General features: G+C 37.7%; 9 protein-coding genes and 1 pseudogene. 1 reads left to right on the plus strand and 9 read right to left on the minus strand.

Annotation, left to right across the window (positions count from 1 at the left end; genetic code table 11):
- Window positions 1-9 precede the first annotated feature (9 nt).
- The 7 genes from odhB to ACHABW_RS03460 form a co-directional block, all read right to left on the minus strand.
- Window positions 10-1,281, minus strand: coding sequence for a 2-oxoglutarate dehydrogenase complex dihydrolipoyllysine-residue succinyltransferase (gene odhB, locus ACHABW_RS03430; protein ID WP_435754055.1), 1,272 nt, complete (start codon window positions 1,279-1,281; stop codon window positions 10-12).
- Window position 1,282: 1 nt separating this feature from the next.
- Window positions 1,283-4,135, minus strand: a complete 2,853-nt coding sequence (locus ACHABW_RS03435; RefSeq protein WP_435754056.1) for a 2-oxoglutarate dehydrogenase E1 component — start codon at window positions 4,133-4,135, stop codon at window positions 1,283-1,285.
- Between the two features lie 292 nt (window positions 4,136-4,427).
- Entirely contained in the window at window positions 4,428-5,585 is a 1,158-nt protein-coding gene (locus ACHABW_RS03440; RefSeq protein ID WP_435754057.1) for an aminotransferase A, read from the minus strand.
- A gap of 22 nt (window positions 5,586-5,607) precedes the next feature.
- The gene (locus ACHABW_RS03445) at window positions 5,608-6,129 is read right to left on the minus strand and encodes a hypothetical protein (protein WP_435754058.1); all 522 of its coding nucleotides are present in this window, start codon (window positions 6,127-6,129) and stop codon (window positions 5,608-5,610) included.
- 31 nt (window positions 6,130-6,160) lie between these two features.
- Window positions 6,161-7,342, minus strand: a complete 1,182-nt coding sequence (locus ACHABW_RS03450) for an alpha/beta hydrolase (protein ID WP_310793572.1) — start codon at window positions 7,340-7,342, stop codon at window positions 6,161-6,163.
- Window positions 7,343-7,900: 558 nt separating this feature from the next.
- Window positions 7,901-9,052, minus strand: a complete 1,152-nt coding sequence (locus tag ACHABW_RS03455; protein ID WP_435754059.1) for a D-alanyl-D-alanine carboxypeptidase family protein — start codon at window positions 9,050-9,052, stop codon at window positions 7,901-7,903.
- Between the two features lie 198 nt (window positions 9,053-9,250).
- On the minus strand, window positions 9,251-9,931 hold the full coding sequence (locus ACHABW_RS03460; protein WP_435754060.1) for a DUF4397 domain-containing protein: 681 nt from the start codon (window positions 9,929-9,931) through the stop codon (window positions 9,251-9,253).
- 198 nt (window positions 9,932-10,129) lie between these two features.
- On the opposite strand from ACHABW_RS03460, the gene ACHABW_RS03465 reads away from it, so the two are divergent.
- The gene (locus ACHABW_RS03465; protein WP_435754061.1) at window positions 10,130-11,824 is read left to right on the plus strand and encodes an ABC-ATPase domain-containing protein; all 1,695 of its coding nucleotides are present in this window, start codon (window positions 10,130-10,132) and stop codon (window positions 11,822-11,824) included.
- Window positions 11,825-11,918: 94 nt separating this feature from the next.
- Here the strand turns inward: ACHABW_RS03465 and msrB are convergent.
- Both msrB and ACHABW_RS03475 read right to left on the minus strand, forming a co-directional pair.
- Window positions 11,919-12,879 (minus strand): annotated as a pseudogene (msrB, locus tag ACHABW_RS03470) (peptide-methionine (R)-S-oxide reductase MsrB).
- Between the two features lie 306 nt (window positions 12,880-13,185).
- Window positions 13,186-14,109 (minus strand): dipeptidase, encoded by a 924-nt coding sequence (locus tag ACHABW_RS03475; RefSeq protein WP_435754062.1) that lies wholly within the window; start codon window positions 14,107-14,109, stop codon window positions 13,186-13,188.
- Window positions 14,110-14,132 lie beyond the last annotated feature (23 nt).

Below are 14,132 nucleotides of genomic sequence, written 5' to 3' on the forward strand. Positions count from 1 at the left end.
CAATCTTAATTAACCTTCTAATAATAAAGTTTCTGGATCTTCAATCAATTCTTTTACTTTAACTAGGAAGCCAACTGCATCTTTACCATCAATGACACGATGATCATAAGACAATGCAAGATACATCATTGGACGGTTTTCAATTTTATTGTCTTCAACGGCAACTGGACGCATTTTTATCGTGTGCATTCCTAAAATACCTGCTTGAGGTGCATTTAAGATTGGAGTAGACCATAGGGAACCAAAGACACCACCATTAGTGATTGTAAAAGAACCACCTGTAAGATCAGCAATTGCTAATTTCTTTGCATTCGCCTTTTCAGCCAATCGACCTACTTCCTTTTCAATACCTGCGAAATCCAAGCGATCTGCATCTCTTACAACTGGAACAACTAAACCTTCTTCAGTAGAGACTGCCATACCAATGTCATAGTATTTTTTCAATAGAAGGTCGTCACCATCGATTTCAGCATTTACGTAAGGGTATTTCTTCAAAGCACCAATAACAGCTTTTGTGAAAAAGGACATAAATCCTAATTTTACACCGTTAGATTCTAAGAATTTGTCTTTACGTCTTTTACGAAGTTCCATCAGGTTTGTCATATCAACTTCGTTAAATGTTGTAAGCATAGCAGCAGTTTGTTGTGCCTCCACTAAACGCTTAGCAATTGTTTTGCGACGACGTGACATTTTCAAACGTTCCACTGGCTTAGCTGGGTCATCTTTCTTTTCAGCCGAAGGAGCACTTGTTGCCGGAGCACTAGTTTTTGCACTTTGCTGCTTTTGTTGGTGCTCATCAACGTCATCCTTACGAATTCTGCCTAGGGGATCGCGAGGACTAATTTCACTCAAGCTGATTCCTTTTTCTCTTGCGTACTTTCTAGCTGAAGGAGAAGCAAGTGGACGATCTCCATTCGTTGACTCTTCAGAATTAGAAGCAGGAGTTGATGGTTCTGGTTTACTTTCCACTTTCTCCTCTGCTTTCTTCTCTTCTTTAGGAGCGTCGGTTTTAGCTTCAGACTCTTGTTCAGAACCACTAGATTTACCGGATTCGTCTACTCTTGCGATGACATCTCCGACCTTGACAGTATCACCAGGTTCAAAAAGTGTTTCTTTTAAAACGCCAGCCTCTTCCGCTGCAATTTCAACATTTACTTTGTCTGTTTCTAGTTCAACGATATCCTCGCCTTTTTCAACGTAGTCTCCTGGACTTTTTAACCACTCGGCTACGGTTCCTTCTGTGACAGATTCCGCTAATTCTGGAACTTTGATTTCTAGCATTTTATTTATATCCCCCTTCTAGATTCTTCGTTGTCGCTTCTCTTAAGATTCGAGCTTGATCTTTTTTATGAACTTTCGGATCTCCCTCTGCAGTACTTGATCTGCGTTTACGACCGATAAAGTGCACAGGAGTATTTGTCGTTGGTGTAAGCTTCTTTAAATAAGGGAAAACATAATGCCAAGATCCCATGTTTTGTGGTTCTTCCTGCAACCATACGAATTGAACAAGATTCGGATATTCTTTTAACAATTCTTCAATTTTCTTTATAGGGAACGGATACAGTTCTTCTACTCTAACCACATGAAGCCAATCAAGTTCTTTTTCTTTTTCATCGATGACTTCTTCAAGATCCACTGCTACTTTTCCAGAACAGAACAGAATTCGTTCGACTTTATCTTTATTCTTTCCTAATCTTTCATTTGGCAAAATAGGCTCAAATTTTCCTTCACTTAGTTCGAGAGGATTCGAAGCTACTCTTTCATTTCGTAATAAACTTTTTGGTGCCATTAATACTAATGGTCTGATTTCATTTTCCTTAAGTAAACTTGCTTGGCGACGAAGTAAATGAAAATACTGACTTGCTTTCGTTAAATTAACTACATGCCAATTGTTTTCGGCTGCCAAGGTAAGGAATCTTTCCATTCGTCCACTGGAGTGTTCCGGTCCTTGTCCTTCATATCCGTGTGGTAAAAGTAACACTAGTCCCGACTTTTGCCCCCACTTTGCTCGTCCACTTGAGATAAATTGGTCAAAAAGAACTTGGGCTCCATTTGAGAAGTCACCATATTGTGCCTCCCAGATCGTTAGTGTTTCTGGGGCTTGGACATTATAACCGTATTCAAATCCTACACAGGCTCCTTCAGACAAAGGGCTGTTATGGATAGCAAAAGATGCCTTAGCGGAAGGAATAATATGAAGTGGTGAATAAATATTTTCAGAATCATAATCGTGTAATACCAAATGTCGGTGAGAGAATGTACCTCTCTCCGTGTCTTGACCAGTCATTCTTATCGGAATACCATCAGACAGGATTGTACCTAAGGCTAGCGTTTCCGCAAGTGCCCAGTCTACTTTTCCTTCATCCTCAAGTGCTTCTAATCTCCGCTCCAGAATTTTTCTTAACTTTGGAAAGACATTGAATTCTTTAGGGAATTCTAATAATTCTTGATTTAATTGTCGTAAAGAAGTCAACGGTACTTTCGTTATAATTCCTTCAAGCGTATCACTGACATAGGAAGGAGGAATCATCGTCTCGTCGATAGTTTCACGTTTGTTGTTTTTAATTTTTTCATATAGATCATCCATCTTAGCGTTAAATTCATCGCGCATGGAGTAATATTTTTCTTCTTCAATGATTTTATCAGCTACTAATTTTTTACCGTATAATTCAAAAGCAGTATCATGCTCTTTGATTAATTTATAAAGTTTTGGTTGAGTAGCTAACGGCTCATCCATTTCGTTGTGACCGTATCTGCGATAACCAATTAAATCAATCACTATATCTTTATGGAACGTTTTTCGGTATAAGTAAGATAAATGCATCGCAGCAATACAGGCTTCAGGATCATCAGCATTCACGTGAATAACAGGAATTTCATAGCCTTTAGCCAGATCACTGGCGTATTTTGTTGACCTTGAATCTCCACTTACTGTTGTGAAACCAATCATATTATTGGCGATAACATGGATCGTTCCGCCTGTAGAATAGCCATTTAATTGACTTATGTTTAAAGTTTCTGCGACAATACCCTGACCAGGAAATGCAGCATCTCCGTGAATTAAAATTGGTAATGCCTTCTTCTTATTATGTTTTGGAACTCCCGGTTCTGATCGATCATCTTGAGCAGCTCTCGTTAATCCTTCTACAACGGGGTCAACAAACTCCAAGTGACTTGGGTTATTTGCTAATGTTATCGTTGCGTTTGATTGGCTTTTTGGAATTCTGAAATTGGCTCCTAGGTGATATTTAACGTCACCTGTCCAACCATAGTTAATCCCTAAAGATCCTTCTGAAGGCACTAACTCCTTGTTCGGGGCATCAACGAACTCAGAAAAAATTAGTTCATAAGGTTTCCCTAAGACGTGAGCAAGCACATTTAGACGTCCGCGGTGAGCCATTCCTACTAATATTTTTTCTGTGCCGTCTTCTACAGATTCTCTGACAGCTTCATCGAGCATTGGAACCATATTGTCCAAGCCTTCAATAGAAAATCTTTTTTGGCCTTTAAACGTTTTGTGAAGGTAGTGTTCAAAGCCTTCTACTTGATTTAAACGATTAAGTAATTGTTTTCTTTTTTCATCGGTCACCTCTGGCAGGTAATCTCCAGACTCAACCATTTGAAACAGCCATCTTCTTTCTTCTAAATCATGTACTTGAGTAAATTCAAAAGCTAGTTTCTTTGTATATACACTCTTTAAATACTTAATTGCTTCTAAACCATCCTTAAATGAAATGGAATTAAACGGTGATAATAAATCGGGAGGAATTTGCTTTAGTTGTTCTTCGGTAATACCATAGTCTTCAAAATTGAATATCTCAGGTTTTTCTTCTAAGTTAATTGGAGAAATGTCCGACATAAGATGTCCATTTCTGCGAATGGATTCTACCAACGTCATTGCTTTCATAGCAGCAGATACATTTCCATTATAGTCACTTTTTGCTTCAGTCTGCTCTGCTTTTGTAGATGCGTCCTCTTCTTTATAAGGCCCCCATTTGTCAAAAAACTGCTTTAATTCTTCTTCGACTAACTCAGCGTCCTCATGATAATCATCATATTGTTCGAGCATGTATCCCAAGTTAGGACCAAAAAACTGGGACCAGCCTTCATTCAATCGAATCGATTGATTTGCCATTTTCCGCTACCTCCATTGCTGAATAAATACATACTACTAATTAACTTTACACTATTTTAACATCGTAAAGCGTTTCCACAATTATTTTATCACTATACTGTACATTCCTCAAAGATTTTCTTTGAAAATCAGCTAAAAAATCGTTTTTTTCTGTCTTTTATCTTTTCCCTCCTAATTAAAATCTAAATCACCTTTTTATAGTTAAAAGTATTTAACAGAGTTTAGCCCTCTTAAATACTTTAAAGCATCACTAAAGACTACTCATAATTTAATTAGAGTAGTCTTGATAACTTCATACAATTCCTTTCCAAAAACGTTCTAATCTTTGGAGTGCTTCTTTTAATTCATCCATATGATATGCGTAGGATAGCCGAATATATCCTTCACCTATAGGAGAAAAGGCATCACCCGGTACAACCGCTAACTCCTGCTCTTCTAACAGTTTTACTGAAAAATCGAAAGAAGAAAGTCCAGATTCCCTAATCGATGGGAGTACGTAAAAAGCGCCATTTGGAATAACTGTTGGAATCCCAATTTCTTTTAATCTTGCTAAAACAAAATCTCTTCTCTTTTTGTACACTTCTTTCATCGATATAGCATCATCTTGACCGTTCTTAAGTGCTTCTAGCGCTGCATATTGTGAAATCGAACTCGCACAACTGACATTATATTGGTGAACTTTAAGTAAATGCTGGGTAATTTCTTTCGGAGCAAACACAAATCCAATTCGCCACCCAGTCATCGAGTGTGATTTACTTAAACCATTGATCACAATTGTCTTCGCTCTCATACCAGGATATGTAGCAATAGACTGGTGCCTTGCTGTATAATTCAATTCTGAATAAATTTCATCAGTAATTGTAAAGATTTCTTGCGCAGATAGAAACTTTGCTAGAGATGTAAGATCTTCCTCTGTTAACACTGCTCCAGTTGGATTTGAAGGATAAGGTAACATAACAGCTTTTGTTTTTTCTGTTAGCTGAGCCTTTAACTGGGAGACAGTAACAATAAAGTCGGATTCCGTTGTATCAATAAATACAGGTATTGCCCCACAGAGGCGAATGATATTTTCATAGGCCGGGTAAACAGGGGCAGGAATCAAAACTTCGTCTCCAGGATCTAAGATCGTTCTCATTGTAATATCAATACCTTGTGAAGCTCCCACAGTTACGATTACTTCGTTCTCAGGATTATAGTCCAATTCATATTTATTTTTAACAAAATCAACCGCGCAACTTCTAAGTTCTAATAAGCCGGCATTCGGAGTATAGGTTGTCATATTGTTATCCACCGCGAGCTTAGCAGCCTCTTTAATATGAGTTGGCGTAGGAAAATCCGGCTGACCTAATGTTAACTGAACAGCGTCAGGATAAGCTTGGACACGATTAAAAAACTGTCTAATCCCTGATAATTCTATGTTTTTAGTGTATGAATTTATAAGTGACTCCATCGTTCTGTTCCCCCAGTAATAATTAAGGCGCTTGTGGATTTACGAAATATACTGTACCCATTGTAATCAAAAAATGTAAAATGTACAACAGCATAGCTCCGGCAAACACTCTCCAGACCCATTGTTTAGGTGTTAACGTCATGGTATAAAAATCTCTAATGGATGGCATTGCAAAGACAATGATGATAAGCAAGTATACAAATATAAAAATAAGCTCAAGGACATATCCTGACCATTGTAACGGTTCGGCAATAGTTCCCGAAAAAACAAGAAATAGATTTGCAAAGATGGCTATAATCTTCGCAACAAACAGCTGTGTAAAAAGAATCATTGTCAACCACCAAGCACTTCTTAACCGAAGGAGTAACGCTATAGCTAATGGTAGAAAAAGAATAAATAGACCGTCGGATACGAGTAACATTAACATTCTGTCGTTTAAAACCCACATAAAACCAATATACATATAGTAGCCGTAATATGAAATGACAAATACTAATAAACTAACAGCAAAAATAATCATGAAAATTCGCAGCCTTTTTTCCATGTTTCCTCCTTCTATTCAAAACTAGTCTCCACTATTGATCGTTAAATAGGTCTACACCTGTTCTCCCTATTAAATAGGCAGCAATAGCAAATGCTTCTGTTTGTTCTCTTACACGATCAAGTCCTTGAGGTGCTTGACGTACTTGTAATTGGTAATTATCATTCACAAGAAGCGTTCCTTGATTTGACTGTCTGAGAAAGCTGGAAACCTCTTGAAGACCATATCGACCGCTCTGCATCACTTCATAAAAAGAGACAAACCCGTGCATAACACCTCGGTATCTAGTCGCTTTTACAGGAATCCCCTGTTCTGCAAGTCTTTCTGCATACGCTTCACCTTCATCCCTTAAAGGATCAAATTCTGCAGTTAAAATAAGTGTTGGTGGCAAATCCGTTAAGTCCTCTGCATGTAAGGGTGATGAATATGGATTCGACCACATCAATTCCTCTGGAGTATATAAATCTCTTGCCCGATACATGACTTGCCTAGATAATAAATAATATCCGCTATCATAGACATCCCTGGATTCTAATTGAACATCCTGGAATGTTGTAAGAGGATACATTAATACTTGAGAAATAATGTCTGGACCATTACGGTCTCTAGCCATCATTGACACAACTGTTGCAATATTCCCCCCTGCGCTGTCTCCTACAACACTCACTCGTTCAGGATCACCGTGAAAAGTCTCCGCTTGCTCGACACCCCAGATGAGAGCCGAATAACTATCTTCTATTGCTGTAGGAAAAACATACTCTGGTGCAACTCGGTAACTAGGCGCTATTACAACACTCTTTGTTCTTGAAGCTAAAGAGCGAATAATATTATCATGCGTTTCAATATTACCATATCCCTTTAAAAAGGCACCGCCATGGTAATAAATAATAATTGGAAATGGCCCCTCTCCTTGAGGTCGATACATCCTCATAGGAATTTGGACATCTCCTTGAACAGGAATGTAAAGGTCTTCTTTTAAAAGAGGAGAACCTCCGCCGCTACCGCCAGAAACAATTTGCGGTACTTGAATATTTATGTCTAAGGAAACAAGGTTATTATTAATTGCGTGAAGCACTACTGCAGTTTTTGCTGGCAATCTTCCCTCGTCTGTAGACTGCCAAAGGTAAACTGCAACTGACGTTAAAATCAACACGGTAGCAACGAGAAGAGAAGAAAATATAATGAAGTGTTTTGCAATATTTTTCGCCATCTCCATGCTGATCAATCCTCCTGATAGACTTCATTTATGTATTTCTTCTAAACACAGAAAAATTTGTGCATCTATTCCTATAAATAGATATTTACAGGTAGCTATTTAGCTGAATCAAAACTTAATTTAGCTAAGTAAAATGTTCTAAGTAGCTAAGGTGGATTCAAGTCTCTCTTGTCGAAGGAGAAACTATATCTAAAAACTTAAAACCTTATAAATTGTTACAAAAAAAGACTTATTGCCAGACTCCGTCATCGAGTTCTTATGCAAAAAGTCTTTAATCAACGTTTTATCAATATACCACTTTTTTAAAAGAATTTATAAAATTAGCAGCTATCTTTACGCCACAAGTATCAAGGGAAAGATCACGCTGTATTTAATAAAAGACGGCTATGCCGTTTTTCTTATATAGTTAAATTTTACACCAGTCATGGTCCGCAAACAATAAGGAATTTAAGGAATTGTTTGAAATTTACGGAATAAAGACAAGCGCTTTCATTCCATAATGATTACATATACATCTATTATAATCTTATAATAATACACCTGAAAAGGTGCCTGTCTTTATTTATCCATGGGGAAGTAAAGAAACCCGGTTACTACTAACCATGACATAAATGAACTCTCACTTTTTTCAGGTATAGGGCTAATCGCTACATCTTTATCTATATTTAAATAATCAATTGGTAATCTAACCTCTTGCCTTTGATTTAACTGTACTTTATCTATTAAACGTTTCCCTGCACCGTAAACACTGACAACTCCAGTGTCCGATATTCCCGTTAGAATTTTCTCCCCTTTAACGACCGTAACCGGCAGTGATTCAGGGTAAATATAGCCTGGTAGCGTTTCTTTATCGGCAAAAGAAAGCCATTTCGTCTCATATTTGCTAAAAGCTTCATTGAGAAGTGTTAACGTATCATCAACTAGGATATCTTTAGTAGGACTATTAAGTGTGACAACAATTACCTCTGTATCCTCTTGGATTGCTGCAGTAGCCAATGTATAACCGGATTCTGTTACGAAACCGTTTTTTATCCCAATCACTTCTTCATTACCTCTTAGAAGTGGATGGTGATTATACAATGTCGTCTCCCACCCCTCACCTACCCAATCATAAGATTCTGTATTTACCAGCTCTCTAAATTTTGCATTTTTCATGGCGTAGGCACTTATTCTGGCCATGTCTAGAGCAGTCGTTACGTGCCTTTCGTCAAAAAGTCCATGCGGATTTGTGAGCGAGGTATTTTCCACACCAATTTCCTCCCGAAGAAATTGATTCATATCTAGAGCAAAATTCTCCACAGAACCCGAAACATGTTCTGCTATAGCGATTCCTGCATCATTTCCTGAACTGACCATCAATCCATGTAAAAGCTGATCAATTGTTATTTCTTCGTCTTCTAAAAGATATACCCTGGTTCCATCTGCGTGAACAGCATGGTTACTTACAGTAGTCTTTTCGTTTATATCTATAGATTCTATTGTCATAATTGCCGTAACGATTTTTGTAATACTTGCAGGATACATTTCTAATAGCTTATTTTTACTACTAAGGACTTTCCCACTGTTGGAATCGATCACTACATATGCTTCGCTCTGCACTAAAGTTTCAGAGGCTGCTTTACTGACAGACGGATTAATGGGTAACAGTACGATGCACCAACACAATACACTGGCTATTACTATGTAAAAAGTTCGATCCATTAATTTCATTTAATCACCTATGTGTAAGTAAGATACTATTATTTTATACAGTATCTCCTGGAAAGAACAAGGTTTTTTTCTAACTATTTGTCACAAATTGATGTTAACTGTTGTATCGCAGAAGTTCTAGTAAGCGGTTAACACTGTCTTCATTCATTAAAAGTGCACTAAAAAAATAAATTTTTATAGTGCACTGATAGTATTTATTTACTTATCTTTTGCTAATATGACATCGAAAGCCGGGTCACCCTTTAGAAGACCCAAGGCAATAATCGAATAGTTTTCACCTTTTTCAAGCTCCAAATTGGGAATATTAAATATTTCTTTTTCTTGGCCAGCAGGTCTTATGTCAAGAGAGTAGCTTCCCTCTGCTAAGTTTTCATATTTAGAAGCCTCTGAGAAAGCAACATTTGCCACAACTGGTGTATCTAAAGAAAAAACATCAATAGCAGGGGCATCTGGTGATAAGTGTATCACTCTTAATTTGGCTTCTTCTTCATTTACTTCTTTATCATCCTTAATCTCATATAATTGGAGTTCGTCAACTTTACCCCCGACTGCTAACGTATATGATTCGCCTGCCATTGCTGTTATATTGCCTTCTAACACAGGTTCTGAATTTTTCGGTTTGCTCCCTTCTTCATAAATTTTTATCTCATAGCTCTTTTCATCCAATGGGTGGTATTCACTTAGCTCCTTGAATTGCATACCAGTAAGTATTTTTTCGTCATCTAAATACACATCCACTGCAGGTGCATTTGGTGACGCGTGGACAACCCTTGCTTTTGCTTGTTCTGTCGTAGTATCATCTGCACTAGTGAAGTTTGGAAACTGCATCATCAAACCTACTATTGCAATAAAACTAACTATAAGCCAACTTTTTTTCATTTTTCCACTCCTACCAAATTTTATTGTGTTTAACAGATTTAGGTTGCCTCTTTTACTGATTATTATGTAATGAGAAAATACTTTTTCTACCCTAACGATAAATCATCAAATAAATTCAATATGATTCGACTGTTTATTTTTCTGTATTCCGGTTACATTCAAAGAAGGAAATAGAATAACAATGAAAGGAATGAAACAATGAATACATTACAAGCTAAATTAAAGCAATTAGATGGAAAATCTTATCGATCTTTAAAAGATATACAAGGAACATATCATGCAGAAAATTATACGTTGCATGTCGATTATGTCCAAGGAGATCCCTTTGCAACACCTTCTCGAATACGCTTCTTTATATCTTCAAACCATGTGGATTTAACCTTTGATAAATTTGATAACATACAAAAAGAGACAGCCCTCACACACTTTTTTGCTCATGAGTGTCACCGGCAGATCTTAAATACAAAGAACCCCGTTCATGGAACCGGCAAAAGTGGACTAATATCCATTGATTGCCCAGGTCAAGAAGTATTGCAACGAACGGCTGTAACTATAGATGAGGGTGGAATAGAATTCCGTCTTTCCATAGGTTTACCTGCTCAAGGCAGACGCATTCTTGGACAAAAAGCTGCGACACTTCTTTCATCAGTTATCCCAACCGTTCTCCTAAATACAGTTAGAAATTACGATAGAGACAAACTGAATCAAGCTCTTCTACTTGCTGAGGATCAGGCTTATATCCGGAAAGAATTGTTTAAGAGAAACCTTATTTCCTTTATTGCGAATGGATCAAGATTACCCAGAGAATCTGGAGTAAGTAATAAACCGTTAATGGATGAATCCGTTATTATGTTTCAATCACCCAGAGAGTATGAGACAACAATCAATCTCCCATCTGGTAAAAGTAAAACTGGCATGGGAATAAAAAAGGGAATCTCTCTCATAATCGGCGGGGGTTACCACGGAAAAAGCACGTTATTACAAGCCATGGAACGTGGTGTTTACAATCATCAGTTGGAAGATGGCCGGGAATATGTCATCACAGATGAAGATGCAGTAAAAATACGCTCTGAGGACGGGCGTGCTGTTACAAAAGTAAACATTAGTCCATTTATTAATGATCTTCCTTTCGGCAAGAAAACGACAAGTTTTTCATCTGAAGATGCAAGCGGCAGTACTTCACAGTCTGCTAATATTATTGAAGCACTTGAAATGGATGCTTCACTCCTTTTAATAGATGAAGATACAAGTGCGACAAACTTTATGATTCGTGATGGCAGAATGCAAAAGCTTGTGAGTAAATCCAAAGAACCGATCACGCCATTTATTGACAGAGTTCAGCAGTTATTCAAAGAAAGAGGAGTTTCAACTGTTCTTGTTTTAGGTGGATCCGGTGACTACTTTGATGTGGCGGACCATATTATTATGATGGATGAATATAAGCCTTTTGACCGAACGAAAGAAGCAAAGTTTCTTGCTGATACAATTAAATCTACCAGAGAAAAAGAAGTGTCCAACAAAGAAGCTTTTTATTCAGCTCACGAAGAGAGAAAACTTGAGCTACAAAAAATTAGGAAGTTATTTGATCGTAAAGAAAAGGTCGAGGCAAAGGGATTACACTCGATAAGAATTGGCAATTCCAACCTCGCATTGCATCACGTTGAACAGTTAGTTGATTCAAGTCAAACCCAAGCCATTGCTCATATGGTAAAACGTGTTGCTAACGTTGCCAATGGAGAAACAAGTCTCAAAACAGCAATAGACAAGGTTTATGAAGAAATAACCAGAGATGGATTGGATTCTCTATCTCCTTTTAAAGGGAAACATCCTGGAGACTTTGCTTTACCAAGAAAACTAGAAGTAGCTTCGGCATTTAATCGAATAAGATACTAAAAACGTTCTAAGCGAACGGTCATTCTTCAAAACAACCTTTCGTTGAATAAAAAAACCACCAGATCAGTTTAAAATAACTGGTCTGGTGGTTTTTTTATTCAAAAAGTGATTTATATTCTTTGTACCCTTCTTTTTCCAAATCCTTTACAGGTATAAATCGTAAAGAAGCTGAATTAATACAATAGCGCAAACCGTTTGGTCCTGGACCGTCATTAAACACATGTCCTAGGTGAGAGTCACCTTCTGAGCTGCGCACTTCTGTGCGGGTCATTCGGAGACTATTGTCTTGTTTCTCCTTCACCTTTTCTTTTTCAAGCGGTTCGGTAAAACTTGGCCAGCCACAACTAGAATCGAATTTTTCTTTTGAACTAAAAAGTACTTCACCTGAAACGACGTCTACATACAGCCCGTCTTCAAAGAAGTCCCAATATTCATTTTTGAAAGGAGGCTCTGTTGCATCTTCCTGTGTCACTTTGTATTGAATGGGTGTTAACTTTTTCTCTAAGTCTTTCTTACTCATGCTATTCCCCCCAATGTTTGTTAATAAAATCTTCTCTTCCGCTTCCTTTACGATACATTTTGTAATGAAGGGAGTTTTTCTTATAGTAATCCTGATGATGCGTTTCGGCAGGATAGAAAGTGGACGCTTCGCGAATTACCGTAGCGATCGGATCTTTGAATTTCCCACTTTGCTGAAGTGCATTTTTTGATTTTTCAGCGAGCTCCTTTTGTTCCTCATCATGATAAAATATTGCAGTGGTATAGGATTCGCCTCTATCATGAAATTGACCGCCTGGATCTGTCGGGTCTATTTGACCCCAGTACAATTCTAAAATTTTCTCAAACGGATAGATTTCCGGATCGTAAGTAATTTGAACAGCCTCTAAATGACCTGTTGTCTCTGAACAAACCTCTTTATAAGAAGGGTTTTCTGTATGTCCTCCTGTGTACCCTGAAATAACTTCATGAATTCCAGGTTGCTTATCGAATGGTGAAACCATACACCAGAAGCACCCTCCTGCAAATGTTGCTTTCTTTAAATTGCCTGTTTCCATTTTGAATGCCTCCCATCTTAGAAATTATCGAACAGCTATTCATGAACCAAGTATAACATGCATGCAGAGTTAGACTTTATAATATGCTTACCTTTCCTATCACCAAGTAAACATTTAGAAAAGTAGTAATTATAAAGCCTTTTTTGGGGTTTAATTAATCATGATCTTTTACTTGATGTAGGCGAGGGCATAATTGCTGCCTAACTATTCTCTCTATGAAAGCAAACAAAGGGAGCGGTAAAGGTCCTTTAATAACCTCCCCCGCCCCCGTTATTTCCATAAACCCGCCATGAAGCTACTCATTTTCTAAACTGGAAGACGATCAATGACATTTTGGTATGCAAATCCACGCACTTCTTCTTCTGTAAATCTTTTTAGCAATTCATTAACCAGATTTTGATATTTCCCTGCGTGTTCCAAATCCTTGACATGCATCGTAATACCATCAAAATCTGACCCTAATGCAACGTGTTTTGATCCTCCCAGACCGCAGAAGTGATCAATATGTCTCAAAACATCGTCCATCGTGGCTGTCTCTTTCCCATTTAAAAATGGGGGATTAAAAACCATTCCAATAAATCCTTTTTTATCAATAATGGCTTTAGCTTGATCATCTAACAAATTTCTCCGGTCCCCACAGATCACTTTGGAATTTGAATGGGTTGCAACTGGAAACTCGGCTACCTCGACTGCATCCCAAAAGGAATTTATTGATAAGTGGGACATGTCTGTCCAAACCTTTTCTTGATTATTCATCGTCACCACTTCAAACCCTAATTTCGTTAAACCTGCACCTCTGCGCTCCCCTACGCCGTCAGCGCATAAATTTGCATTGTTCCAAGTAAGGCCTATAGACTTTACTCCGAGTTGATATAAGGTCCTTAATTTTACAAGATCATTCCCAAATGCTTCTGCACCCTCAAGAGTCAGAATAGCTCCAATTTCACCATCCTTTAGTTTAGCAACATCAGACCAGTGGACAATTTTTTTTATATTAGGATGTTTGCCTACTACTTCACGGTGAAAAAGATCGATTTGCTCAAGAGCAACTTGAAATTGTTTGTGACTAGTAACCTCCGGCTCAATAAAAATCGCGAACAACTGCAATTTCACATTTCCTTTTACCAATCTTTCAGCGTTCACTTCCAAGTCTGAATCATTTGTAAATGATTTTCCTGGATCCATGTGAAGCTTCAATAATGCATCACAATGTAAATCAACGATATTCATATTCTAGCCTCACTTTGTTGTCA

It is taken from the genome of Salipaludibacillus sp. CF4.18, assembly GCF_051262595.1.
Classification (GTDB): domain Bacteria; phylum Bacillota; class Bacilli; order Bacillales; family Salisediminibacteriaceae; genus Salipaludibacillus; species Salipaludibacillus neizhouensis.